The sequence below is a fragment of the Luteimonas suaedae genome, assembly GCF_008312895.1.
GTDB lineage: Bacteria > Pseudomonadota > Gammaproteobacteria > Xanthomonadales > Xanthomonadaceae > Luteimonas > Luteimonas suaedae.
In genome coordinates, this window is the sequence record NZ_VSSP01000001.1 from 777,766 (window position 1) to 802,793 (window position 25,028).

The 25,028-nt window shown below is 69.0% G+C and carries 24 protein-coding genes; 14 read left to right on the forward strand and 10 right to left on the reverse strand.

All coding sequences use genetic code 11. The features are described 5' to 3' along the window. Entirely contained in the window at window positions 1–3,504 is a 3,504-nt protein-coding gene (smc, locus tag FXO19_RS03350; RefSeq protein ID WP_149193615.1) for a chromosome segregation protein SMC, read from the reverse strand. A gap of 338 nt (window positions 3,505–3,842) precedes the next feature. Between smc and FXO19_RS03355 the strand changes: the two genes are divergently transcribed. The 3 genes from FXO19_RS03355 (at window position 3,843) to FXO19_RS03365 (ending at window position 6,698) form a co-directional block, all read left to right on the forward strand. After that, the gene (locus FXO19_RS03355; RefSeq protein WP_149193616.1) at window positions 3,843–5,720 is read left to right on the forward strand and encodes an ABC transporter ATP-binding protein; all 1,878 of its coding nucleotides are present in this window, start codon (window positions 3,843–3,845) and stop codon (window positions 5,718–5,720) included. 187 nt (window positions 5,721–5,907) lie between these two features. Then, on the forward strand, window positions 5,908–6,501 hold the full coding sequence (locus FXO19_RS03360) for a TlpA family protein disulfide reductase (RefSeq protein WP_149193617.1): 594 nt from the start codon (window positions 5,908–5,910) through the stop codon (window positions 6,499–6,501). Continuing rightward, window positions 6,498–6,698: a hypothetical protein gene (locus FXO19_RS03365; RefSeq protein WP_149193618.1), complete on the forward strand. Its 201-nt coding sequence runs from the start codon at window positions 6,498–6,500 to the stop codon at window positions 6,696–6,698. Before FXO19_RS03360 ends, FXO19_RS03365 begins: the two co-directional genes overlap by 4 nt. A 45-nt stretch (window positions 6,699–6,743) precedes the next feature. On the opposite strand, the gene FXO19_RS03370 is transcribed toward FXO19_RS03365, so the two are convergent. Next, window positions 6,744–7,289, reverse strand: coding sequence for a DUF488 domain-containing protein (locus tag FXO19_RS03370; RefSeq protein WP_149193619.1), 546 nt, complete (start codon window positions 7,287–7,289; stop codon window positions 6,744–6,746). Window positions 7,290–7,400: 111 nt separating this feature from the next. Here FXO19_RS03370 and FXO19_RS03375 point away from each other — a divergent pair, with 111 nt between their 5' ends. Then, window positions 7,401–8,195 carry a ferredoxin--NADP reductase gene (locus FXO19_RS03375; RefSeq protein WP_149193620.1) on the forward strand — a complete coding sequence of 265 codons (795 nt, stop codon included), beginning with the start codon at window positions 7,401–7,403 and terminating at the stop codon, window positions 8,193–8,195. 103 nt (window positions 8,196–8,298) lie between these two features. Continuing rightward, window positions 8,299–8,721, forward strand: a complete 423-nt coding sequence (locus tag FXO19_RS03380; protein WP_149193621.1) for a universal stress protein — start codon at window positions 8,299–8,301, stop codon at window positions 8,719–8,721. 119 nt (window positions 8,722–8,840) lie between these two features. Here FXO19_RS03380 and FXO19_RS03385 read toward each other — a convergent pair whose 3' ends face one another. Then, window positions 8,841–9,326: a glutathione peroxidase gene (locus FXO19_RS03385; protein ID WP_149193622.1), complete on the reverse strand. Its 486-nt coding sequence runs from the start codon at window positions 9,324–9,326 to the stop codon at window positions 8,841–8,843. 243 nt (window positions 9,327–9,569) lie between these two features. Here FXO19_RS03385 and FXO19_RS03390 point away from each other — a divergent pair, with 243 nt between their 5' ends. The 3 genes from FXO19_RS03390 to FXO19_RS03400 all read left to right on the forward strand — a co-directional run bounded on the left by FXO19_RS03390 (window position 9,570) and on the right by FXO19_RS03400 (window position 13,346). Beyond that, window positions 9,570–10,175 carry a hypothetical protein gene (locus tag FXO19_RS03390; protein ID WP_223115409.1) on the forward strand — a complete coding sequence of 202 codons (606 nt, stop codon included), beginning with the start codon at window positions 9,570–9,572 and terminating at the stop codon, window positions 10,173–10,175. Window positions 10,176–10,450: 275 nt separating this feature from the next. Beyond that, on the forward strand, window positions 10,451–12,682 hold the full coding sequence (locus FXO19_RS03395) for a M3 family metallopeptidase (RefSeq protein ID WP_149193623.1): 2,232 nt from the start codon (window positions 10,451–10,453) through the stop codon (window positions 12,680–12,682). Between the two features lie 130 nt (window positions 12,683–12,812). Continuing rightward, window positions 12,813–13,346, forward strand: a complete 534-nt coding sequence (locus tag FXO19_RS03400) for a hypothetical protein (protein ID WP_149193624.1) — start codon at window positions 12,813–12,815, stop codon at window positions 13,344–13,346. 91 nt (window positions 13,347–13,437) lie between these two features. Here FXO19_RS03400 and FXO19_RS03405 read toward each other — a convergent pair whose 3' ends face one another. From FXO19_RS03405 to FXO19_RS19095, 6 genes are all read right to left on the reverse strand, one after another. Continuing rightward, window positions 13,438–14,751, reverse strand: coding sequence for a glycerophosphodiester phosphodiesterase family protein (locus FXO19_RS03405; RefSeq protein ID WP_149193625.1), 1,314 nt, complete (start codon window positions 14,749–14,751; stop codon window positions 13,438–13,440). A 336-nt stretch (window positions 14,752–15,087) separates the two neighbouring features. Beyond that, complete coding sequence (gene cfa, locus FXO19_RS03410) at window positions 15,088–16,209, reverse strand: cyclopropane fatty acyl phospholipid synthase (protein WP_149193626.1); 1,122 nt, start codon at window positions 16,207–16,209, stop codon at window positions 15,088–15,090. Between the two features lie 61 nt (window positions 16,210–16,270). Further along, window positions 16,271–17,107 carry a DUF3298 and DUF4163 domain-containing protein gene (locus FXO19_RS03415; protein WP_149193627.1) on the reverse strand — a complete coding sequence of 279 codons (837 nt, stop codon included), beginning with the start codon at window positions 17,105–17,107 and terminating at the stop codon, window positions 16,271–16,273. 132 nt (window positions 17,108–17,239) lie between these two features. Next, entirely contained in the window at window positions 17,240–17,449 is a 210-nt protein-coding gene (locus tag FXO19_RS03420; RefSeq protein WP_149193628.1) for a cold-shock protein, read from the reverse strand. 264 nt (window positions 17,450–17,713) lie between these two features. Continuing rightward, window positions 17,714–18,004 carry a GNAT family N-acetyltransferase gene (locus FXO19_RS03425; protein WP_255516269.1) on the reverse strand — a complete coding sequence of 97 codons (291 nt, stop codon included), beginning with the start codon at window positions 18,002–18,004 and terminating at the stop codon, window positions 17,714–17,716. Between the two features lie 3 nt (window positions 18,005–18,007). After that, window positions 18,008–18,841 carry a hypothetical protein gene (locus tag FXO19_RS19095; RefSeq protein ID WP_187775605.1) on the reverse strand — a complete coding sequence of 278 codons (834 nt, stop codon included), beginning with the start codon at window positions 18,839–18,841 and terminating at the stop codon, window positions 18,008–18,010. Between the two features lie 221 nt (window positions 18,842–19,062). Here FXO19_RS19095 and FXO19_RS19100 point away from each other — a divergent pair, with 221 nt between their 5' ends. Then, the gene (locus tag FXO19_RS19100; RefSeq protein ID WP_187775606.1) at window positions 19,063–19,239 is read left to right on the forward strand and encodes a hypothetical protein; all 177 of its coding nucleotides are present in this window, start codon (window positions 19,063–19,065) and stop codon (window positions 19,237–19,239) included. A 28-nt stretch (window positions 19,240–19,267) separates the two neighbouring features. Here the strand turns inward: FXO19_RS19100 and FXO19_RS03440 are convergent, their stop codons facing one another. Then, window positions 19,268–19,891, reverse strand: a complete 624-nt coding sequence (locus FXO19_RS03440) for a rhomboid family intramembrane serine protease (RefSeq protein WP_149193631.1) — start codon at window positions 19,889–19,891, stop codon at window positions 19,268–19,270. Between the two features lie 184 nt (window positions 19,892–20,075). On the opposite strand from FXO19_RS03440, the gene FXO19_RS03445 reads away from it, so the two are divergent. From FXO19_RS03445 to FXO19_RS03465, 5 genes are all read left to right on the forward strand, one after another. Then, the gene (locus tag FXO19_RS03445) at window positions 20,076–21,854 is read left to right on the forward strand and encodes a M14 family metallopeptidase (RefSeq protein WP_149193832.1); all 1,779 of its coding nucleotides are present in this window, start codon (window positions 20,076–20,078) and stop codon (window positions 21,852–21,854) included. After that, window positions 21,851–22,705 (forward strand): endonuclease/exonuclease/phosphatase family protein, encoded by an 855-nt coding sequence (locus FXO19_RS03450; RefSeq protein WP_149193632.1) that lies wholly within the window; start codon window positions 21,851–21,853, stop codon window positions 22,703–22,705. The genes FXO19_RS03445 and FXO19_RS03450 overlap by 4 nt, the downstream gene beginning before the upstream one ends. An 89-nt stretch (window positions 22,706–22,794) precedes the next feature. Then, window positions 22,795–23,211, forward strand: a complete 417-nt coding sequence (locus FXO19_RS03455; protein WP_187775607.1) for a YbaY family lipoprotein — start codon at window positions 22,795–22,797, stop codon at window positions 23,209–23,211. Between the two features lie 28 nt (window positions 23,212–23,239). Next, window positions 23,240–23,959: an MliC family protein gene (locus tag FXO19_RS03460; RefSeq protein WP_149193634.1), complete on the forward strand. Its 720-nt coding sequence runs from the start codon at window positions 23,240–23,242 to the stop codon at window positions 23,957–23,959. A gap of 403 nt (window positions 23,960–24,362) precedes the next feature. Then, window positions 24,363–24,989, forward strand: coding sequence for a TetR/AcrR family transcriptional regulator (locus FXO19_RS03465; protein WP_149193635.1), 627 nt, complete (start codon window positions 24,363–24,365; stop codon window positions 24,987–24,989). The last annotated feature ends 39 nt before the right edge of the window (window positions 24,990–25,028 follow it).

The window sequence follows — 25,028 nt, forward strand, 5'->3', positions numbered from 1 at the left end:
TCAAGCGGCCCCCGCCAGCCGCGCCGCCTCGGCCAGGTCGACCGATACCAGGCGGCTGACACCGGGCTCGCGCATGGTAACGCCCGACAGCTGCTGTGCGGCCTCCATGGTCGCCTTGTTGTGGGTGACGAACAGGAACTGCACCTGCTCGCTCATCTCCAGCACCATCGTGGTGAAGCGGCCGACGTTGGCCTCGTCCAGCGGCGCGTCGACCTCGTCGAGCAGGCAGAACGGCGCCGGGTTGAGGCGGAAGATCGCGAACACCAGCGCCACCGCGGTCATCGCTTTCTCGCCGCCGGACAGCAGCGAGATGCTGGACACGCGCTTGCCGGGCGGGCGCGCCATGATCGTCACGCCGGTGTCGAGCAGGTCCTCGCCGGTGAGCTCGAGATAGGCGTGGCCGCCGCCGAACAGGCGCGGATAGAGCTCCTGCACGCCGGAGTTGACCCGGTCGAAGGTGTCCTTGAAGCGGCCGCGGGTCTCGCGATCGATCTTGCGGATCGCGTCCTCCAGGGTGTCCAGCGCGGCGGTCAGGTCGGCGTCCTGGCGGTCCAGGTATTCCTTGCGCTCGGCGGCCTCGGCATGCTCCTGGATCGCGGCCAGGTTGACCGGCTCCAGCCGCCGCAACTTGGCGTCGAAGTCGGTGACGGTCTTTTCCCAGTCCGCGACATCGGCATCGGCCGGCAGGCCGTTCAGCACGTCCTCGAGCACGAAACCGCCCTCGGCCACTGCGGCGGCGAGCTGTTCGGTATGGATCACCAGCGCCTGCTGGTCTAGCCGGCGTTGCGAGATCGCCTCGCGCTGCACCAACGCCTGCTCGTCGCGCTGCTGCCGGATCTGCTCGAAACCGCGCAGTTCGTTCTCCACGCCTTCCAGCGCCGCGCGCGCCGCGTTGAGCGCGTTGTCGGCCAGCACGCGCTGCTCCAGCGCGGCCTGGCGTTCGGCCTCGAGCCCGTGCACCGGGGCGTCGCCCTCGGCGAGCTGGGCGTTGATCTGTTCGAGCCGGCTGTCGAGCTGGCCGCGCTGCCCGCCCATGCGCTCCAGCGCCTGGGTCAGCGCCGCGGCCTGGGTACGCTGCGACTCCAGGGTCAGCGCCAGCGCGTGCGCGGCATCGCGCGACGCACGCGCGGCGTCGCGCGCGGCGTCGCGGGCCTCGGCCAGGCGGCGACGCTCGGCCTCCAGCGCCTGGCGCGTGTTCTCCAGCTCCGCCATGGCGGTGACGGCGTCCTCCAGCCGCGTGCGCGATTCGCGCGCCTGCTGGCCGCTGCCGTCGATGGTCTCGTGCAGTTGCGCGAGCTCGGCGTTGATCTTCTCGATGCGGTTGCGGGCCGACTCCAGTCGGCCCTGCTGGCTCTGCAGCTGCCCGGCGAGCTCCGACACGCCGCGGTGCGCCATGTACAGGGCGCGCTGCGCGTCCTCGCGCTGCTGCTCGGCCGCCAACAGGCGGTCGCGGCGCGTGGTCGTCGCCTCCTCCAGCTCGGCCTCGCGTTCCTGCAGGGTCGCGATCTCGGCGCGCAGCGCCTGGATCTCGCGCTCGCGCAGCAGCGCGCCCTGCTTGGCCGCGCCCGAGCGCAGCACCCGCACCCAGCCGGCGCCGAGGCGCTCGCCGCTGCGGGTGATGACCGAATCGCCATCGTCCAGCCGCGGCTGCAACGCGCGCGCTTCCTCCAGCGACTCGGCAACGTGCAGCCGTGCCAGCAAACGGCGGATCGCCAGCGGCCCCTGCACCTTCGCCGCCAGCGAAGTCGGCGCGAACGCGGCTTCGCCCGCCTGCGCCGACACCAGCGCCAGCCGGCCCTCGCCGAGATCGCCGAGCGCCGCCACCAGCTCCTGCGGCTCGTCGACCAGCACGCCCTCGATCAGCTGGCCGAGCGCGCCCTCGACCGCATTCTCCCAGCCGGATTCGACCTGCAGCCGCTCGCCCACGCGCGCGGCCGAATCCAGGCCCTGGCGGCGCAGCCATTCGACCGCGGCGCCCTGCTCCTGGCCGAGCGCGGCGTGCTGCAGCGCCTCCAGCGAGGACAACCGCCCGCGCGCCTCCTGGGCGCGCTTGCGGACTTCGGAGATCTCGTTCTGCGCGCTGCGTTGCTCGTCCTGCAGCGCCAGCGCCGCCTGCTTGCGCGCTTCCAGGCCCTCGGCGAGGGTCTCCAGCCCGGCCTTCTGCTCGTCGTGCTGTGCCTGCACGCCCTCGAACGCCGCCGCCAGCGCGTCCAGGTCGAGGCCGGCGCGCTCGGCGGTCAGCTGCTCGCGGCGACGATCCGCCTCCAGCGACTGCCGGTCGAGATAGTCGACGCGGGTGCGCTCGACATCGGCGGCGCGCGCCGCCTCGGCGCTCTCGCGGCTGTGCGCGTCCCAGCGCTGCTGCCAGTCGGCCAGCGCGGCTTCGGCGTCGCGCAAGGCCTCCTGCCGCGCCTCGTCCTCGGCGCGCAGCTGTTCCAGCCGCGGCTCGTCCTCGACGATCGCCGCCTGCAGCGATTCCAGGCGCGCCTGGTCGCCGCTGATGTGCTCGCCGATCTCCGACAGCGCGCTCTGCGCCTCCTCGTGCGCCCTGCGCAGGCGCTCGCCGAGGTCGCGCTGGTGCGCGATCTGCTGCTCGATGCGCGCCAGGGTACCGCCGACCTCGTAGACGCCGGCCTGCGCCTTGTTCAGGGCCTCGCCGGCCTCCTGCTGGCGCACCCGGCCGGTCTCGATCTCGCGCTCGGCCTCACGCTGCTCGGCGATCAGCTGCTGCAGCCGGGTCTCCTCCTGCGACAGGCCCTCGCGCAGCGCCTGCAGCTGCGCGTCGACGCCGCGGTACTCCAGCGCCTTCCACTCGGCATCGCGGACCTTGCGCTCGGCCTGGATCGCGGTGTACTGCTCGGCCTGCCGCGCCTGGCGCCGCAGGTGCTCGAGCTGCTTGCCGACCTCTTCGCGCAGGTCGTTGAGGCGGTCGAGGTTCTCGCGGGTGTGGCGGATGCGGGTCTCGGTCTCCTTGCGCCGCTCCTTGTACTTGGAGATGCCGGCGGCCTCCTCCAGGTAGATGCGCAGGTCCTCGGGCCGGGCGTCGATGATCTGGCTGATCATGCCCTGCTCGATGATCGAGTAGCTGCGCGGGCCCAGGCCAGTGCCGAGGAACAGGTCGGTGATGTCGCGGCGGCGGCAGCGGGTGCCGTTGAGGTAGTAGGTGCTCTGGCCGTCGCGGCTGACCGTGCGCTTGACCGAGATCTCGTTGAACGCCGCGTACTCGCCGCTGATGGTGTGGTCGGAGTTGTCGAAGATCAGCTCGACCGTCGCCTGCGACACCGGCTTGCGCGCCGAGGAGCCGGAGAAGATCACGTCGGTCAACGAGTCGCCGCGCAGCCGGCTGGCGGTGCTCTCGCCCATCACCCAGCGCACCGCGTCGATGATGTTGGACTTGCCGCAGCCGTTCGGGCCGACCACGCCGGTCATGTTGGTCGGCAGGTGCAGCGTGGTGGGATCGACGAAGGACTTGAATCCGGAGAGCTTGATCGTGGACAGGCGCATGCGGCGGTGGGATGCCTCGGCGGGCCACGGCAGTCCGCGGCGGCGCATATGAGAAAAAGGATTAGAAGCGTCGTTTAACCGACTGAATCATTAATAGGAACCGCGGCGAAGTGCCGCGGCCATCGGCGAGTATACCGGCCCACCGCCGGCCCACGTAAGCCGCGGGCGCGGGCCGGCATCGGTTCGCCCGCCCGTAGAGCGGAACTAGCTCCGCTGCTCCTGGGCTTCGGCGTCCACGCAGCCGAGCAAGCTCGGCTCTATGGGTATCAGGCAGACGCAGCGGAGCGAGCTCCGCTCTACGTGGGGTTGTCGCGCCTGCCAGCAGGCACAATCCGTCGATGCCCAGTTCTCCACCGCCCGCTGCCGCACCCGCCAAGCGCCCCAACCCCAGCCTGCGCGAGCGCTTCCACGCGATGCGCAACCTGCCGCCGTTCCTGCGGCAGATCTGGGCCACCAGCCCGGCGCTGACCCTGACCAGCCTGGGCCTGCGCCTGGTACGGGCTTTCCTGCCGATCCTGATGCTCTACGTCGGCAAGCTGATCATCGACGAGGCGGTGCGCCTGGTCGGGCTCGGGCTGGCGTTCGAGTCGATGGAGGCCGCCTGGCGTAGCGGCCAGCTGGACCACCTGCTGTGGCTGCTGGCGCTCGAGTTCGGCCTGGCGATCGTCTCCGACCTGCTCGGGCGCCTGGTGAGCTACGCCGATGCGCTGCTGTCGGAGTTGTTCACCAACGCCACCAGCGTGCGCCTGATGGAGCATGCGGCGACGCTGGACCTGGAGGATTTCGAGGATCCCGAGCTGCAGGACAAGCTCGACCGCGCCCGCCGCCAGACCATGGGCCGGATGAACCTGATGGGCCAGCTGTTCGGCCAGCTGCAGGACGCGATCACCGTGGCCAGCTTCGCCATCGGCCTGCTGGTGTACGCGCCATGGCTGATCCTGCTGCTGGCGGTGGCGCTGATCCCGGCCTTCGTCGGCGAGGCGCACTTCAACGCGATGAACTATTCGCTGAATTTCCAGTGGACGCCGGAGCGGCGGCAGCTGGAATACGTGCGCCAGACCGGCGCCAGCGTGGAGACGGCGAAAGAGGTCAAGATCTTCGACCTGCACCGGTTTCTGATCGGCCGCTACCGCGCCCTGGCCGACGGCTTCTACCGCGCCAATCGCGCGCTGGCGCGACGGCGCGCCTTGTGGGGCACGCTGCTGGCGACGCTGGGCACGCTCGGCTACTACGTCGCCTACGCCTACATCGCCTGGCGCACGGTGCGCGGCGATTTCAGCATCGGCGACCTGACCTTCCTCGCCGGCAGCTTCCGGCGCCTGCGGCAGCTGCTGGAAGGGCTGCTGATCGGCTTCTCGCAGGTCGCCGGGCAGGCGCTGTACCTGGAGGACCTGTTCTCGTTCTTCGCGATCGAGCCGGAGATCCGGTCGCCGGAGCATCCGCTCCCGTTCCCGCAGCCGGTCGCGCAGGGCTTCGTGTTCGAGAACGTCGGCTTCCGCTATCCCGACGCCGAGCGCTGGGCGGTGCGCCACCTCGACTTCGAGCTGCGCGCCGGCGAGGTGCTGGCGCTGGTCGGCGAGAACGGCGCCGGCAAGACCACGCTGGTCAAGCTGCTGGCGCGGCTGTACGACCCCGACGAGGGCCGGATCCTGCTCGACGGCCACGACCTGCGCGCGTACGACCTCGACGAGCTGCGCGCCAACATCGGCGTGATCTTCCAGGACTTCGTGCGCTATCACCTCACCGCCGCCGAGAACATCGGCGTTGGCCGCATCGACGCCATGGACGACGCCGCCCGCATCCGCGATGCCGCGCGTCGGGCGATGGCCGACGAGGTGATCGAGGCGCTGCCGCAGGGCTACGCGCAGCTGATCGGCCGCCGCTTCCGCACCGGCGTCGACCTGTCCGGCGGGCAATGGCAGAAGATCGCCATCGCCCGCGCCTACATGCGAGACGCCCAGGTGATGATCCTCGACGAGCCGACCGCCGCGCTCGACGCACGCAGCGAGTTCGAGGTGTTCAAGCGCTTCAAGGAACTGTCGGAGCGACGCACCGCGGTGCTGATCTCGCACCGGTTCTCCAGCGTGCGCATGGCCGACCGCATCCTGGTGCTGGAGGGCGGCATGATCGAGGCCAGCGGCACCCACGGCGAACTGATGGCGCAGGGCGGCCGCTACGCGGAACTGTTCGAGCTGCAGGCCGCCGGCTATCGCTGACCCGGCCATGCCGCAGCGCGGCAACGACTGTGAAGCGGCGCACAGCCCGGTGATCGCGGGCGCACCCGCGCGGTGCGTCCGTGCGGAACTGCGCAGCCGGTCATCCTTGCCGCATTGACGCGTCGGTTGGCCGGTCGCTAGCTTCGCGACATGGCGGCGCCGCTGCCGCGAATGGACGCTCGCCACCGTGCGCAAGCTCCCCCTCCTGCCGATCGCCCTGCTGCTCTCGCTCGCGCTGGTCGCGGTGCTGGCCTGGCAGAACCGCGAGCTGCGCACCCAGCGCGACTGGCTCGCCGAACGCGCCACGCGCCCCTACTACGGCATGTACGTCCCGGCCGTGCCGGCCCAAGGGCTGCGCGGCGAGGCGCTCACCCTGGGCGGCGTCTCCGGCGATTTCCAGGTGCTGTACTTCTTCACCCCGCAATGCCGCTACTGCCTGGCGTCGGTGCCGATGGTGCGCGCCCTGGCCGGGCGCCTCGACGATGCCTTCGGCCAACGCGTGCAGATGATCGGGGTCGGCGACGCGGAGGCCGGCGCACTGGCCGGCTACGTGCGCGAGCACGGCTTCGATTTCCCGGTCGCCGCGGTCGCCGACCGCCGCACGCTGATGCTGTTTCGCGGCAGCAGCGTGCCGCTGGTGCTGGTGATCGGCGCCGACGGCCGCGTGCTGCATTCGCATCTGGGCACCATCGACACCATGGACCAGGTCGGTTCGATCCTGGCCGCAATGCGTACGGACACGCCCCCTGCGGCCGCCACGCAAACGAGGAGCACACCATGAAGCGTTCGAAAGTTTCGTTGCGCAAGCTGCTGGTCGCGGCCGCCTTCGCCGGGGTCATGGGATTCGGCGCGATGCAGGCGGTCGCCAGCGGCACCGCGGAGAAGGCGCAGGCCAACTCCTGCAGCTGGGTCTGCGAGTCCGAATGCCCCGGCTTCGGCGGCAGCTACATCGCCGGCGTCTGCTACTGCTGCGGCTGATCGGCCAGGCGTCCGGAGGCCCGCCATCGGCGGGCCTCCATCGCCTCAGAACAGCGGGTGCTGGTCGTCCGCGGGCGCGGAGTAATCCAGGCGCCCGTCGACGATCCGGGCCGCGGACGTGTACGGGTGCGGCTGCGTGCGCCCGGCCGCCAGCAGGTGGATCACCTCCCAGCCACGCGCCTTGAAGTCGTCGGCGATCAGCCCGCGATGGCATTGCCACCAGACCGCCTCCGCGCACAGCATCGCCGTGCGCGACGCCAGCGCCAGATCACCCAGGCGATCGCGGGCGGCGGCGTATTCCGGCGTGGCCATGTAGTCGGCGTAGCCACGGAAGCCGGCGTTGCGCCAGGCGGTGTTCGGCGAGTCCGGCCGTGGCGGCCTGCGCCCGCCGAGCCCGGGCATCGGCACATAGGCCAGCCCGGCCTGCGGCAGCGCCCGGGCCATCGCCGCTCCGGAGAACTGAGGATGTCGCCGGGAACCGGCGAAGCGACGCACGTCGGCCACGGTTTCGATGCCGGCCGCCGTCAGCAGCGCGACGAACGCGTCCCAGTCGCGGGTCGAATGGCCGACGGTCCAAAGCGTGCGGGGCATGCCGGCAGTGTGCCGTAGCCCGCCTGTCGCGGATGTGGAGGGCACAAAGATGAGAACCGGTCTCATCAATCCGGTACAATCTACGACAGTCCGCTTTACGCCATCCCCCGCATGTCCGCTGCCTTTGGCACCGAAACGGTGCTGGACGTCCGTCACTGGACGGACGACTACTTCAGCTTCACCACCACCCGCGACGACGGTTTTCGCTTCGACAACGGCCAGTTCGTGATGATCGGGCTGGAAGTCGACGACAGGCCGCTGCTGCGTGCGTACTCGATCGCCAGCGCCAACTGGGAGGAGCAGTTGGAGTTCCTCAGCATCAAGGTGCCCGACGGCGCCCTGACCTCGCGCCTGCGCGCCGTCCGTCCCGGCGACCGGGTGCTGGTCGGGCGCAAGCCCACCGGCACCCTGCTGATCCACGACCTGCACCCGGGCCGCAACCTGTACCTGCTGGGCACCGGCACCGGGCTGGCGCCGTTCCTGGCGGTGCTCAAGGACCCCGAGACCTACGAACGCTTCGAGCGGGTCATCCTGTGCCACGGCGTGCGCCGCCCCGGCGACCTGGCCTACCGTGACTACATCGTCAACGAGCTGCCGCGGCACGAATTGCTGGGCGAACAGATCGCGGCACGGCTGCGCTACTACCCCGCCGTCACCCGCGAGGACTTCGTCTTCGACGGCCAGGACCATCGCGGCCGCCTGACCGCGCTGATGGCCGACGGGCGGATGATGCGGCAGCTCGGCATCGAGCCGCTCGACCCGGCGCACGACCGCGCCATGATCTGCGGCGGCCCGCAGATGCTGGCCGATTTCCGCGCCCTGCTCGACGCCCGTGGCTTCGCTGCCGCACCACGCATCGGCACCCCGGGGCAGTACGTGTTCGAGCGTGCGTTCGTCGAGAAGTAGCGCGGCGAGCAGGACCGGCTGGAAGCCGAGCCCATAACCCCGATCAAGACGGCCAGGCGCGGCTGCTCGTAGAATCCCGGGAACACGTCCGTGGAGTCGAACGATGAAGATCCTGGTCGCCGTCGACGGCAGCGACATCAGCCTGCGTGCGGTCAAGTTCGCGATCCGGCTCGGCCGGCAGCTGACCGCGCCGGCGCAGCTCATCCTGCTCGCGGTCGACCTGCCGCTGTTCCCCGGCGTCGAACGGAAGATCGGCGCGGCCGCCGCGCAGCGGCATCACGCCGAGAATCACGCCACCATGCTGGCCCCTGCCCGGCGGGCGCTGGCGCGGGCGAAAGTCGAGGTGCGCGAATGCCTGGAGATCGGCGAGATCGCCGAGACCGTGCTCAAGGTGGCGCACAAGCCGCGCGTCGACCTGATCGTGATGGGTTCGCACGGCCGCAGCGCGGTCCAGGGCGTGCTGCTCGGTTCCGTCTCGAGCAAGGTGATCGCGCAGACCGACATTCCGGTGACGATCGTGCGCTGACGCGCATCGCACAGGCGCTCTGCCGCGGATCGACGGTCACAGGGAAGCGGCGGCTCGTTCCAGAGCGCCTGATCCGTGCACATCCGCGTTGATCCGTGGCCATCGATCCTTTCGGCGGGCTATCGGCCCAGGGCCGCCTCGATGTCGGCGCGCAGCGACTCGGGCGTATCGTTCGGCGCGTAGCGCGCGATCACCGCGCCGTCGCGCCCGACCAGGAACTTGCTGAAGTTCCACTTGATCGCGCCGATGCCGAGGAATCCGCCCTTCTGCGCCTTCAGCCATGTCCATAGCGGATGCGCGCCGCCGCCGTTGACCTCGACCTTGGCGAACAGCGGAAAGCTCACGTCGTATTCGAGCGAGCAGAAGTTGCGGATCTCCGCCTCGTCGCCGGGTTCCTGGTGCCCGAACTGGTCGCAGGGAAAGCCCAGCACCACCAGCCCGCGATCGCGATACTCGCGCCACAGGGCCTCCAGCCCGGCGTACTGCGGGGTGAATCCGCATTTCGAGGCGACGTTCACGATCAGCAACACCTTGCCCGCGTACTGCGACAGGGACTGCTCGACGCCTTCGATGTCGGTGGCGCTGAAGTCGTAGGCGGTTTGCATGGTGCGACTCCTTCGATTGCATGCGCTGGATCGCAAGCGCTTCGGCTCGGCGCACATGCGCCATGACGGCAGTCTAAGCGGTTCGATGCGATCCCGTTCTTCATCGTCCGGTCCGGAACACGATATCGAGCCGCCGCGCCTGCGCCGGCGGCGACCCCGGCCCGGCGCCTGCCCGGTGGCGTCTGGGCATCGGCCCCGAGCAGGCGCTAATCTGGCGCCGACCGGTCCACCCAGGTAACCGCGATGCCGCAAACCCTATCGAGTCCGGACGGCGCGTCCCTGGTGACCCTGTACGTGCACGTCCGCGTGCTGCTGGGCATGATCATCGGCCTCGGCCTGACCCATCTGCTGCGCAACTTCGCCAACATCATCGAGAACCCGCGGCGCAGGCGCGTGTACTGGGTGCACCTGCTATGGGCGCTGTCGGTGTTCCTGTACCTGATCCACTTCTGGTGGTGGGAGTTCCGGCTCTCGCACCTGGTGGCGTGGACCTTCAACCTCTACCTGTTCGTCACCTTGTATGCGCTGCTGCTGTACCTGCTGTGCGCCTTCGTGTTTTCCGACAGCGCGGCGGAGTACCGTGACTATCGCGAGTACTTCTACGCCCGCCGGCACTGGTTCTTCGGCCTGCTGGCGCTGGTGTACGTGGTGGATCTCGCCGATACCTGGATCAAGGGCCCGGAGTATTTCCGCCACTTCGGCCCCGAATACCTGGTGCGCAATGGCGCCTACGTCGTCCTCAGCCTGATCGCCATCGCCACCCGCAATCCCTGGTACCACGGCGTCTTCGTGGTCGCCGGGCTGCTCTACCAGCTGTCCTGGATCGCACGCCAGTTCGAGACGCTCTAGGGGCGATACCGACGTTACGCCTGTAGGAGGGGCTTCAGCCCCGACCCGCCGAAGATCGCAGCGAGCAAACAGGGCGCGTGCGGTGCCGGGTGGGAAGCTGGGTGAATGGATCTTTCTGGCTCGTGCCGGGTTCGGGGCTGAAGCCCGTCCTACAAGGACAGTGGGGCATGGAAGGGGAATGTCGGTACGCTCTGGTGCCTGTGCCAATGGTCATGGGTCCCCGGTCGGGGGCTTCAGCTATGCTTGGAAATTCCGTACTGCCCAGGATTTCCACGATGAAGCACCCGCTCAGTCTCGCGCTGGCCGTCGCCCTCGCCGGGCTCGCCGCCGCGCCCGTCCTCGCCCAGTCCGCGACCCCGGAGTCCGCCTTGTCCAGCGCCGACGCCCAGCAGGCCAATCCGTTCTTCGAGCAGAGCCCGCTGCCGCTGCAGTACCCGCAGTTCGACAAGATCCGCGACGAGCACTTCGCCCCGGCCTTCGATGCGGGAATGAAGCAGAACCTCGAAGAAATCGACGCGATCGCCGGCAACCCGGAGGCCCCGACGTTCGAGAACACCATCCTCGAACTGGAGAAATCGGGTCAGCTGCTGGGCCGCGCGACGCGCGTGTTCTTCAACCTGGTCGGCACCGACACCAACGACACGCGCAAGCAGCTGCAGGCCGACTACTCGGCGAAGTTCGCCGCGCACCGCGACGCGATCTCGCTCAACCCCGAGCTGTTCGAGCGGGTGAAGACCCTGTACGAAAACCGCGCTTCCCTTGGCCTGGACGCAGAGGGCACGCGCCTGGTCGAGCGCTACTACACCGATTTCGTGCGCGCCGGCGCCGACCTGGACGAGGCGCAGAAGGTGCGCCTGAAGCAGATCAACGCCGAACTCGCCGACCTGGGCACCAAGTTCAGCCAGAACGTGCTGGCCGAGGTGAACGATTCGGCCGTGGTGGTCGATACCCGCGAGGAACTGGACGGCCTCACCGACGCGCAGATCTCCGCCGCCGCCGAGGCGGCGAAGTCGCGCGGCCACGAAGGCAAGTACGTCATCACCCTGCTCAACACCACCGGCCAGCCGCCGCTGTCGCAGCTGACCAACCGTGCGCTGCGCGAGCGCATCTTCAAGGCCTCGGTGGCGCGCGGCGCGCGCGGCAACGAGTGGGACAACACCGGCATCATCGCGCAGGTGGTCAAGCTGCGCGACGAGCGCGCCGAGATGCTCGGCTATCCCAACCACGCCACCTACGTGCTCGAGGACGAGACCGCCAAGACCCCGCAGGCGGTCAACGCCATGCTCGGCCAGCTGGCGCCGGCGGCGGTCGCCAACGCCAGGCGCGAGGCGGCCGACCTGCAGGCGATGATCGACCAGGAGCAGGCCGCCAAGGGCGAAGAGAGCTTCCAGCTCGAGCCGTGGGACTGGGCCTTCTACACCGAGAAGGTGCGCCAGGCGAAGTACGACTTCGACGAATCGCAGCTCAAGCCCTACTTCGAGATGATGAACGTGCTGGAGAACGGCATCTTCCACGCCGCCACCGAGGTCTACGGCATCACCTTCAAGCCGCGCACCGACCTGCCCAAGTATCACCCGGACACCTGGGTCTATGACGTGTTCAACGCCGACGGCAGCCAGTTGGCGATCTTCATCTTCGACCCGTACGCGCGCGATTCCAAGCGCGGCGGCGCCTGGATGAACTCCTACGTCGAGCAGTCGGAGCTGGAGAGCACCAAGCCGGTGGTCGCCAACCACCTCAACGTGCCCAAGCCGCAGGCGGGCCAGCCGACGCTGCTGACCTGGGACGAGGTCACCACCGGGTTCCACGAGTTCGGCCATGCGCTGCACGGCATGTTCTCGGACGTGAAGTATCCCTACTTCAGCGGCACCAGCGTGCCGCGCGACTTCGTCGAGTTCCCGTCGCAGGTCAACGAGATGTGGGCCGACTGGCCCTCGATCCTGGCCAACTACGCCAAGCATCATGAGACCGGCGAGGCGATGCCGCAGGCGCTGCTGGACAAGGTGCTGGAGACGGCCAAGTTCAATCAGGGCTTCGCCACCACCGAGTACCTGGCCGCGGCCATGCTCGACCAACGCCTGCACCAGGCCGAGGGCGGCGACATCCCGGCCGCGGACGAGATCGTGCAGTTCGAGGCCGCTGCGCTCGCCGCCGACGGCATCGACTTCGCCGCGGTGCCGCCGCGCTACAAGCTGCCCTACTTCAGCCACATCATGGGCGGCTACTCGGCCGGCTACTACGCCTACATCTGGTCCGAGGTGCTCGACGCCAACACCGTCAAGTGGATCGAGGAGAACGGCGGCCTGACCCGCGCCAACGGCGATCGCTTCCGCGCCACCCTGCTGTCGCAGGGCGGCAGCAAGGACGCGCTGCAGCTGTTCCGCGATTTCTCCGGCGCCGATCCCGATATCGGCCCGCTGCTGGAGAAGCGCGGCCTGTCGCCGACGCCCGACGACAGCGCGCCTCCCGAATCCGGAGCCGAGGACGTCACACCCGGGGAGGAGTAAACACTAGGCCCTGGGGCTCACCCCAGGTAGCCGCCCCCTTGGAAGGCGGCTAGCCTGCCGCCTTCAAGATCTGCTCCGTTGGGCAGATCGTGCCAATACCGCGCCTTTCAACCTTCAAGGAGAGCCTCTCATGACGGATTCCGCATCGGGCGTATCAGGTGGTGGCGGTGGTTCAGACACGTCAGGCGCTTCAGGCGCAGAAGCTTCCAGCGCCGCCAATGACTCCTACGGCAGCCAGGCCGAAGCCGAGGCAGCGGCCCAGCAGGCGTCAGAGGACGCGAAAGCTTCCGCAGCGGAGGCAGCACACGCTGCGGCCGCCGCAGAGGTAGCCTGCGATCCGACGGCCGCTCAGGCGTTGGCGGATGCGGCGAAGCAGGCGGCCGAAGACGCACAGCAAGCTGCGGAGACTGCCGCAAAGGCGGCTGCAGCGGCACAGTCACCGGATCAGTTTGCGGACGTGGCAGCGGACATCGCTGCTCGTGCGGCAGAGCATGCCGCCAGTGCGGCCGAAGCAGCACAACGGGCCGCCGATAACGTCGCGTCGGATCCGAACACGAGAGCGCAGAACTGTGAGTCGTTTCCGATGGCACAGTCGCAGCCTCCTGGTCCTACGCAGGGGTTGTCACTGGGCACCCTCAGCCAGCTCGGCGCCATGTGGTCGTAACGGCACGCCCGGCCGCTACGTATCATTTGACGAGAAACGAGTGCAGGTGCTTCGACTCGTTTCTCGTTCCTCTCCCTTCGTTCCTCGGTTTCTAGAGCGGTTCGGCCAGATCCAGAAAGATCTCGCGCGCCGCCACGCCTAGATCCGGCTGGTCGATGAAGAAGCCGTCCACGCCCAGCGCATACCACTGCACCGCCTCGCCGACCACCGATTGCGGCACGCCGTTGGGGGCCAGGGTGAGAAACGGCTCCTCGGCCCGCAGCGTATAAGGGTGCACCTTCAACCCCAGGTCCAGCGCATGCCCGAGCATCGGATGCACGTGGCCGGTGTTGCGCGTGGCCAGCTGGTTGCGGCCGTCGCCGTCGACGTCGACCGGCGAATCGAGCGGCATGCGCAGCAGCAGGTCGTTCTTCCACGGCCCGACGCCGCTGGCGTAGTGCGTCTTCATCCACGCCAGCACCGGCTGCGTGGCCAGCGCGCCGTAGCGCGTGTCGGCACCGATGCCATCCTCCACCAGCGCAGCCAGATCGCCGTACACCGCCGCCGTGTCGTTGCCCTGCGCAGCGTTGTAGGCCATATCGTAAGGCGTGGCATCCTCGAAATCGCTGTACAGCTGCACCAGCGGCAGTTCGACCCCGGCCGCGGGCATGATCTGCGTCTTCAACTGCAGCAGGTTCTCGACCTCGAAGCTCTGGATGTAGACCCGCTTGGGGTCGGTGAAGCCTTCCGCCACCAGCGTCTCGATCAGCTTCGCGCCCAGCGAAACCCCGATCGGCTCGCCGTCCAGGCGCCGCCCCTCGTGCGCGAAATACGTCGGGTGCTTGGTTTCCGGATACACGCCGATGATGCGGCCGGGCCGGCTTTCCCGCTTCGCAAGCCGCACCACCTCGGCGAAGGTCGGCACCTGGTAGCGGCCGTCATGGCGGGCGTTGCGCGGGCGGATTTCGGGGATCCGCTCGCGCGCACGCAGGGTCCGGATCTCGGCGAGGGTGAAGTCCTCGGTGAACCAGCCGGTGACCGGCACGCCGTCGACGCTCTTGGTGGCGCGGCGCGCGGCGAATTCCGTACGTTCGGCGACATCGGTGGTGCCGGAGATCTCGTTCTCATGGCGGGCGATCAGCACGCCGTCGCGGGTGGCGACCAGGTCCGGCTCGATGAAATCGGCGCCCTGGCGGATCGCCAGGCGGTAGGCCTCGAGCGTGTGCTCCGGGCGATAGCCGCTCGCCCCGCGATGGGCGATGACGATCAGGCCGTGGCGGTCGCGGTGCGGCCGCGCGTGCTCGGCCCCGGCGCTCACCTCGGCCTCCTGCGCGTAGGCGCCAAGGCTGCAGGCGGAAACCAGCAGTGCGGCGATTGCGGGGGCGAATCCTTGCCGAACGAAACGATGCAGAAACTGCGGGTACATGGCGTCGTGCCTCCTGAATGGGGGATGCGCCGGCGCCCCCTGCCACGCCCGGCACCCACAGCGTCACCGCTCCAGGTTGCGGCGCGTTGACGATCGCGGGACGAAAGCGGACGGTCGCCGCACCCGCGATACAACGCACGTCGCAGATCGTCGCATGCCGCCGATGGCCACGAGGCGGCGGTGGGCCCTTGAATGTGCCGTCGAGGCGGCCGTCCGGCCGGGTTTCGAGTCGCTTCCCGATACTCGCTTGCCCGCGATCCGGCCGGAAGGCCGCCGAAGACCGCGCGGGCGAATGCCGATCGCCTCATTCGCGGCAAACCGGGGATTCGCAGGAATTCAGCGCGGCGCCACGTAGCCGCCGGGCACGCCCTCGGGCGAGAGCACGATCTGCCACAGCTGGATGCGCCGGGCGCGGAAGCTGGCCATCGATCCGGCCAGGTAGAACCGCCACATGCGCCGGAAGCGCTCGTCGTAGCGCGACGGCAGCCGCGGCCAGGCCGACTCGACGTTCTCGCGCCAGGCCTGCAGGGTGCGGTCGTAGTCGGTGCCGAAGTTGTGCCAGTCCTCGACCACGAAGCGCCGCTCCGATGCCTGCGTGATCTGCGCCGCCGACGGCAGCATCGAGTTCGGGAAGATGTAGCGCGCGATCCACGGATCGGTGCGGCGGCGCGAGACGTTGCTGCCGATGGTGTGCAGCAGGAACAGCCCGTCGGCATCCAGGCAGCGCCGCGCGATGTCGAAATAGGCGCGGTAGTTCTTCGCGCCGACATGCTCGAACATCCCGATCGAGACGATCCGGTCGAAGCGCTCGTCGATCTCCCGGTAGTCCTGCAACCGGATCTCGACCGGCAGGCCGGCACACAGTTGCCGGGCGTAGTCCGCCTGCTCGCGCGAGATCGTCACCCCGACGCCGGACACGCCGTAGCGTTCGGCCGCGTACTTGAGCATCTCGCCCCAGCCGCAGCCGATATCGAGCAGCCGCATGCCCGGTCGCAGGCCGAGCTTGCGGCAGCACAGGTCGAGCTTGGCCTCCTGCGCCGCGTCCAGGTCGTCGGCTCGGCGCCAGTAGCCGCAGCTGTAGACCAGGCGCCGGCCCAGCATGGCGGCGTAGAGATCGTTGCCGAGATCGTAATGGCGTTCGCCGACGACGTAGCTGCGGCGGCCGCGCTGCAGGTTGAACAGGTGCGCGCGCAGGCCGTCGAGCAGTTCGCCGATGCCGTGGACACGCTCGTCCAGACGTGCCTGGATCAGGCGCAGCAGCAGTCCGTCGAGCGACGCGGTGTCCCACCAGCCGTCCATGTAGCTCTCGCCGAGACCGAGCGATCCCTGTGCGAGCGCTCGCGCGTGGAAGCGCTCGTCGTGTACCTGCAGGTCCCATTCGCGCGTGCCGTCGATGCGGATGTCGGCGCTCGCGAGCAGCGTCTGCATCCGCCGCCGAAGTCGATCGCTGCTGAACATGTCGCCTGAGCCGGACCCTTCTGCCGTCGTGCCGGCAGTCTAACGCCGGAGAGCCGCGCATTCAGCTGCTGGCGAACAGCTCCCGCAACGGCGGCGCCAGGTGCGGCGCCAGCACGTCGGCCGGCACCACGACGCGGCGCGTGCCGTCGGCATATGGGCCGACCTGGTAGGGCGGAAACACGAAGCGCAGCGCGCGAATGCGGCCGTCGACGCCCATCACCGGCTCGAACTGCTCGAAGTTGTCCGGCGCCGGGCCGGAGCCCTCGTCGATCATCTGCCCCGCCGCGCGGATCGCCTGCGAACGCTCGGCGGGTTCCAGGTCTTCGGCATCCACCCGGGTCGACAACTCCGCGTGCAGCTGCTCGCGCACGTAGTCCGACACCGCCTGCCAGCCCGCCTGGTCGCCGAACAGGTCCGGTGCGCGCAGCAGCCGCTCCTGCTGCGGCAGCCACACGAAACGCGCGACCAGCGGATTGCCGTGGGCGCCGCCGGTATAGCTGCTGCCATCGGCCGCGATCGCGACCACCCGCGGCGTGTTCGCGACCACGCTGAACTCCAGCGACAGGTCGTAGGGCGCCGACGGGGTTCCCTGGCCGAGGTTCGCCACCGCCTCGAGCAGCTCCTCCCGTGCGGCCTGGGCATAGCGGTGGAGCTCGACCGCCAGGCCGGGGTACTGCTTCGCCTCGGGCGGATAGCTGATGCCGATGACGTAGCGCGGATCGTGCTCGATCACGTCCTCCAGGTTCGGTACCGCATCGCCGGACGGGTCCACCGTGTCCGGCGAATCCGTGTCCGCCTGCGGGGCCTTCGGGTCCTGCGGCGACTGCGGCGCCTCGGCCTCGCGCTGGCAGGCGGCCACGGCCAGCACCAGCAGCACACAGATCAAGCCTCGTTTCATCGGCAGCTCCTTTCCCCGGACACTTCGTACCAGATTCAGCATAGCGCCGGCCGCGTGACGGAAAAATGCAAGCGGGCAAAGAAAAACCCGGCCGAAGCCGGGTTTCTCGATAGATCCGGTACGGGCCGGAAGTTACATCGGCTCGACGTTGTCGGCCTGCAGGCCCTTCTGGCCCTGGACGACCTCGAAGGACACCTTCTGGCCTTCCTGCAGCGACTTGAAGCCCGAGCCCACGATCGAACGGAAATGGACGAACACGTCCTGGCCGCTCTCGGGGGTGATGAAGCCGAAGCCCTTTGCATCGTTGAACCACTTGACGGTACCGGTTTGACGCTCAGCCATTGCTGTTACTCCTTGAAACACAGTTTTTTGGATTGGGACACGACCCGCACACTGCGGCGCCGAGACTGTCGAGCAAGGGGTAACGCGAAAGCGATGGAGCGGATCGTCCCGACCGGGCAACGCCGACCGTACAGCCTTTGATCTACCGCATCGGAGCCACGATGTACCGTGATCCCGGCTTTGAACAGTCCGCGCACCATACCTTACTTCCGGGCGCAAGTGTGAACAAGGTTGCATGGCGGTGCGATCCGGGCTACCGCCGGGCTAGACCCGCAGCCCGGCATGCTCGGGATGGCGGTCGATGTAGGCCGCGGCGTAGGCGCAGCGCGGGTCGACCCTGAGCGCTTCCGCCCGCGCATGCTGCAGCGCCGCATCGACCAGGCGGCCGGCGATCCCGCGGCCGCCCACCGGCGGCGGCACCCGGGTACCCGTGATCGCCATGACCCCGTCCTCCAGGCGGTAGGCCAGCTGCGCCGCGTACCCCTCGACTTCGACTTCGAACAGTCCGCGCCGGCGGTCATGGCGGATCGCGGCTGCCGCGCTGGACTCGGCCACGATTCAATCCTCCGTGGACCCCCGATGGTCGCGCTTGCCCTGGTTGAGCCGGTCGCGCGTGCTGATGCTGCCCTGGATCGCCGGCAGGCGGCTCTCCCCGGCGTGCAGGTCCTCGGCGCGCCGCGCGGCGTCGGACGACTGGAAACCGGTATCCGCGGCCCGCTCGCCCTGCCCGTCCGTCGACTGCCATGGCTTCGGCTGCCGGGCCTGCTCCTGCTTGGCTTCCAGCAACGCGCGGGTGTTGGCGAGCGCCTGCTGCGGCGTGATTCCGCGCTTGCGCGCCGACTTCTTCGCAGGCTTGCCGGTAGCCGCCTTCTTAGCGGGCTTGGTCGTACCCTTCGTTGCCTTTCCGGCGGCCTTTTTCGTGGCGGTCTTTTTCGCGGCGGTCTTTTTCGTGGCGGTCTTCTTCGCGGCGGTCTTCTTCGCGGCCGGCCTCGTCGGCGCCCGCTTCGCCGGCGCCTTCGCCGGCGTCTTCTTCCCGGCGGCACGCTTGGCTGGCGTCTTGCCGGCCCGGGCCGCTGCCGCCCCGGCTGTCCGCGCCTGCTTCAGCTGCGCCTCGAAGCGCTTCAGGATGTCCGCCAGCAACTCGGCCTTGTCCTTGCTGCGCTGGTTGTCGGCGGCGCCCGGGCTGCGCTTGCCGCCAGTGCGTCCGCGCGCGGCCAGCTTCTGCCGCTGCACGAGGTCACGGGCGCGATCGCGCGCCTTGCGCGTGCGCTCGATACGCCTGCCGAGCTCGGCCTCGCCGAGTCGCCGCAGGGCATTGGCGCGGCTGTCGTCGTACAGGCCCATCTCGGTCTTGTTGAGCAGGCCGGTCGCCTTGGCGCGGGTGATTGCCATCGTGTCTCCCTCGAGTGTTCGGATCTTCGCCGCCGGGAATAGCACAACGGGGATTCATTCACGGTGAGGGCAGCGCCGCTGTCGTGTCAGCTGCCGCCGGAGAATGTCGGGCGGATGACGCAGAACGTCAGCGACTCTGCGAAGACGCCCGCAGATTTCCTGGCACGCTTGATGCTTCGTATTCCAGGTACCACACCATCGAGCCGACACGGGAGCCGGCGATGTCCACGTCCGAACACGCAGCCGAACGCGAAGCCGTCGACCGCCTCTACCAGCTCGCCCGCGAGGGAAAGACGGGCGGCGGCGAATACCTCCGGCTCGACCAGCTGATCTATGGCGGCCTGATCCGGACCTACGGCCGGGAAGCCGACGACTCGCGCCACGCCACAGCCGCCTGAGATGCCGGGAGACGGGATGGCGGACCGCTCACGAGCCGAACGAAGGCTGGGCCAGCCGTTGCAGGAACGTGGTCGCCACGCGCGGCTCCATCATTACCGTGAACAACATGCCATAGGCGGCGCCCCACAGGTGCGCGCTGTGGTTGACGTTGCCGCCGCCGCGGCGATCCATCCAGATGCTGTAGCCGAGGTAGAACAGCGCGAACACGAACGCCGGGATGCCGATCGGGATCAGGAACAGGTAGATCGGCGCCCATGGCGCCAGCAGGATGAAGGCGAACAACACCGCCGACACGGCGCCGGAGGCCCCAAGGCTGCGGTAGTGCGCATCGCGCTGGTGGCGCATGTAGGTCGGCAGGATCGCCACCACGATCGCCGACAGGTAGAACGCCAGGTATCCGAGCGCGCCGATGCGCTCGGCGAAGAACTGCTCCATCACGCTGCCGAAGAAATACAGCGTGATCATGTTGAACAGCAGGTGCATCCAGTCGGCATGGATGAAGCCATGGGTGACCAGTCGCTCGTACTGGTGATGGCGGTCGATCGCCGGCGGCCACAGGATCAGCCGCGCGAGCAGCTGCGGATTGTTGAACGCCTGCCATGACACCAGTGCGGTGACGCCGATGATGGCCAGGGTGACGATCGATTCCATCCCTTCTCCAGATGCCGATTGCGGCAGTGATCATTGCCGGACGTCCACGGTGGACGCGGAAAGCGAAGCCTAGCGCATCCATGCGCCGCCGCGTGCCGGCGCATGCGGATCGTGCCTCTGCGCGCACTGCAGTCTGGCGCGCAAACGGGCATCATTGGCGTTTCCCGATCACGCCCCGGTGCCAATGAACCGTCTGTCGCTCGCCGCCGCGCTGCTGTCCTGCCTGCTCCCCGCCATGTCCGTCTCCGCCGCTCCCGATCCCGCACTCGTCACCGCGTCCGAACGCAGCGGTTTCGTGCAGACCGGCCGCTACGACGAGGTGATCGCGTTGTGCGACGCCTTCGCCAAGGCCTACCCGGACGCGGTGCGTTGCTTCGACTTCGGCACCTCGCCGGAAGGCCGGCCGATGAAGGCCCTCGCCGTCTCGCGCAGCGGCGCGCTCACGCCTGCGGCGGCGCGCGAGCGCGGCCTGCCGGTGGTGCTGATGCAGGGCGGCATCCACGCCGGCGAGATCGACGGCAAGGACGCCGGCTTCCTGGCGCTGCGCCAGGCGCTCGACGGCGAAGCCGCGCCCGGCGCGCTGGAACGGCTGGTGTGGGTGTTCGTGCCGGTGTTCAGCGTCGACGGCCACGAGCGCTTCGGCGCCTGGAACCGCCCCAACCAGCGCGGTCCCGAGGAGATGGGCTGGCGCACCACCGCGCAGAACTACAACCTCAACCGCGACTACGCCAAGGCCGACGCGCCGGAGATGCAGGCGATGCTGCGCCTGGTGAACGAGTGGGACCCGATCGCCACCATCGACCTGCACGTCACCAACGGCGCCCAGTTCGAGCACGACATCGCCATCCAGGTCGAGCCGCTGTATTCCGGCGACGAGGCCCTGCGCGAAGCCGGGCGCGCGCTGCGCGACGGGGTGATCGACGATCTTGCCGCGCAGGGATCGCTGCCGCTGCCGTTCTATCCGTCGCTGGTCGAATACGACAATCCGGCGTCCGGCTTCGAGGACGGGGTCTCGCCGCCGCGGTTCTCCACCGGCTATTTCCCGCTGCGCAACCGCCTCGCCATGCTGGTCGAAACGCACTCCTGGAAGGACTACCCGCACCGGGTGCGGATCACCCGCAACACCGTGGTGTCGGTGCTGGAGCGTACGGCCCGCGACGGCCACGACTGGCTGCGCCTGGCGCACGAGGCGGACGCGCGTGCCGCGCAACTGGGCGGACGGCCGGTGCCGCTCGACTACAAGGCCACCGACGCCAGCCGCACGATCGACTTCCGCGGCTATGCGTACACGCGCGAGCCGTCGGAGATCTCCGGCGCGCTGATGACCCGCTACGACGAAACCACGCCGCAGGTCTGGACGGTGCCGCTGCGCGACGAGGTGGTGCCGGACCGCAGCGTTACGGCCCCTGGCGCGGGCTATCTGGTGCCGCCGGCGCATGCGGCGTGGATCGCGGAGAAACTGGACGTGCACGGCATCGGCTACACCCGGATCGCGCGCGCCCTGCCCCGGGCTGACGTCCAGACCTTCCGCGCCGACAGTACGGCGCTGGCGGCCGCCACGGTCGAGGGTCACCAGATGCTGACGCTCGAGGGCGAGTGGAAGGCCGAGCCACGCGACGTGCCCGCCGGCGCCCTGTTCGTGCCGATCGCGCAACCGAAGGCGCGCCTGGTGACGGCGCTGCTGGAGCCGCAGGCGCCGGATTCGTTCGCCTCCTGGGGATTCTTCAACAACCACTTCGAGCGCAAGGAATACATGGAGGCCTACGTCGCCGAGGACGTGGCGCGCGAGATGCTGGCCGCCGACCCGCAGCTGAAGGCCGAATTCGAACGCCGCCTGCGCGAGGACGCCGATTTCGCCGACAGCCCGCGCGCGCGCCTGGACTTCTTCTACCAGCGGCACAGCGCCTGGGACGAGCGCCACAATCTCTACCCCGTCTACCGGACCGAACACGCCCCGCGATGATCCGCACCCTCGCCCGCCTGTTGGCACCGGTCGCAACGCTCGTGCTGCTGAACGCCTGCGCCAGCAACGCATCGCGCGCGCCGGCTGCATCGGCGGGCGGTGACGGCGCGACCTTCAGCGTCGTCACCCTCAACATCTACCACGACCGCGACGGCTGGGACCGGCGCCGGCCGCTGGTGATCGAGGGCCTGCGCGAATTGCGGCCGGACGTCATCGGCCTGCAGGAGGTGCTGCAGCACGAGACCCTGCGCAACCAGGCCGAGGACATCGCCGAGGCGCTGGGTTACCAATACCACTTCGTCTCCACGGCGCCGGAAGAAGAGGCCAAACGTTACGGCAACGCGATCCTCACCCGGCACCCGATCCTCGCGCGCAGCGAACGCCGGCTGCGGCCACTCGAGGACTCGCGCACGGTGGCGCACGTGCGCATCGCGGTCGACGGCAGGCCGGTCGACGTCTACGACACCCATCTGCACCACACGGCGGAAGGCGGCGCGATGCGCGCCGAACAACTGGCGGACGTACTGGCCCATATCGACGAGAACGACGACGGCACGCCGCTGGTACTGATGGGCGACTTCAATGCCGAGGCCGACCGCCCGGAGCTGCAGCCCCTGGCCGAACGCTACGTCGACACGCTCGGCAGCACCCACCCCGGCAAGAACATCACCACGCTCAATCCGCACTACTTCCCCGACCGGCACGAACGCATCGACCATGTCTTCGTGCAACGCGGGCGCTTCGAGGTGCTCGAAGCGCACCGCGTACTCGACCGGCCGGACGCCGCCGGCACCTGGCCCAGCGACCACTTCGGCGTCATGGCTCGGCTGCGCCTGTCGCCTGTACGCTGACCTCATCCACCCCACGCTATGCTCGCCCAGGATCGCCAAGGAATCATCCGATGCACGTCCGCCTCGCCTCCGTCGCCTGCTGCCTGGCCATGGCGGTCGGCGCCTGCCAGTCGCCGTTCTCCGGCCCTCGCGTCGACAGCGACGCGATCGTTGAAGCCGCCGGGCCCGATCGCGCCGTGATCCGCGGCAGCGCCACCTACTTCGAAAAGATGCTGATGCCGACCGACTCGGTGCTGTCGGTGCGGCTGGTGGACCGTGATGTCGCAGCCGACAGCCAGCAGGCAATCATTGCCGAGGCCGCCTTCAGCGATATCGCCGGGCCTCCTTATGCGTTCGTTCTTCCCTACGACCCCGCGCGCCTGAAGAAGGGCGGCCGCTACGGCATCACCGCCAACCTGACCACGCCGCAGGGGGAGACATTCTTCGCGACTGCCGAGCCGGTGCCGTTCGAACCCGACGAACCCGGCACGATCAAGTTCAGGATGATCCGCCTGCCAACGCCCTGAACCGGCCTGCCAGGCAAGGAGCTTGCCCATGAACATCGCCGAGACCGCAACACTGACCGTCGTCCTCGCAACATGCCTGTCCGCATGCCAACAGCCGACGGATACCGCGGACCCCGAGCTCGAAGCTGTTTCCACCATCGATTCCGGCGACGGCGACGCCATGGTTCCGCCATCGGATGCCTCGACCAGCCGCAGCTTCCGCTGCGACGAGATCCTGGTCGCCAGCCGCGTCGATGCCGGTGATGGGCCGCTCACGCTGTCCCTGTCCGGGCGCAGGCTGGTGCTCGCGCCAGAAGCATCCGCGTCCGGGACCGCCTACGCCGACCAGCAAAGCAACGAATTCCGGTTCGACGGCGAGACGGCGACGCTCACCCTGCACGGCGATCCGCCCCGCACCTGCCTGCCGACCACCCAGGTCTCGCCCTGGGACGCCGCCGCCGCGCGTGGCGTCCGTTTCCGCGCGATCGGCCAGGAGCCCGGCTGGCTGCTCGAAGTCGGCAGCGGCGACCGGCCGACGCTGACCGCACAGCTGGACTACGGCGAGCGCTTCATCGAAGTGGAAAACGCCGAACCCAGGGCCGACGACGGCGGCTTCGAGGGGACGACCACCGAGGGCACCGTCGTCCGGCTCGATATCGAACGCGAGGCCTGTGCCGATCCCATGAGCGGCGAGCCTTTCGAGGCCAGCGTGCGGTTGCAGGTCGGCAAACGTACCTATGCCGGCTGCGGCGCGTACCTGGACGACTGATCGCGTTCCTCGACCCTACTGCTTTTCCTGGCCGGGCCCAGGATCGCCCTCCTCCGTAGGAGCGCGCCACGCGCGCGATGCCGCGGGTGCCGGCAGGACCCGGTGGATGGCGCGATCCTGGACCGGCAGGCGCGCCGGCCATCGGAATCCGCAGGCGGCGAAGCACCCGCGGCATCGCGCGCATGGCGCGCTCCTATGGAGGGCGACCATGCCGGTCGTCGCCGGAGGATGGCGGCCCAAGTCCGGGGCAGCTTTTCGACGTTGGCCGCGTCGCCCGGCACCACCCGCAGACGCCTCCAGCCGCATTCGCTTGACATCCCGGCGCCTGCGTGGAGGATTAGACCAACTGGTCCAACCGAAAAGTCCTACCGATCGGTCCAGCTGTTCCGTGTAGAGCATCCACATGCCGCGACCAAGATTCCTCAAACTCGACGAAGCCCGCCGCGAACAGGTGCTGGAGACCGCCGGCGAAGAGTTCGCCGCGCATGGCTACGACCAGGCCTCGCTCAACCGCATCATCGAGCGCCTGGGCCTGAGCAAGGGCCAGTTCTACTACTACTTCGACGACAAGATCGACCTGTTCCAGGCGGTGATGGACTGGGCCTGGACGCTCGGCGTGCCGGAGGAGATCGGCGACTTCAGCCACCTGCAGGCCGACACCTTCTGGCCGACGCTGGAACGGCTGTCCGAGCGTTCGCGGGCGCTGCTGCGCGAACGCCCGTGGTACGTCGGCGTCTGGCGCCCGCTCTACCACCCGCCCGCGGACGAGCGCGCGCAGCGGATCGCGCAGGAGAAGATCGAACAGATCAACGCGATCCGCCGCACCTTCATGCGCCACGGCCAGAAGATCGGCTGCATCCGCAGCGACATGCCCGAGGACCTGCTGCTGGCCGCGATCTTCGGCCTGCGCGGTGCACTCGACCGCTGGTTCGTCGATCACTGGGACGAGCTGTCGGCCGAGCAGAAGGACACCCTGCCCCGGCTGATGCTCGACATGTTCCGGCGCATGTTCGAACCGCCCGCCGACTGACTGCCGATCGAGCAGCGATCCCGCCTGCCGCGATCCGAC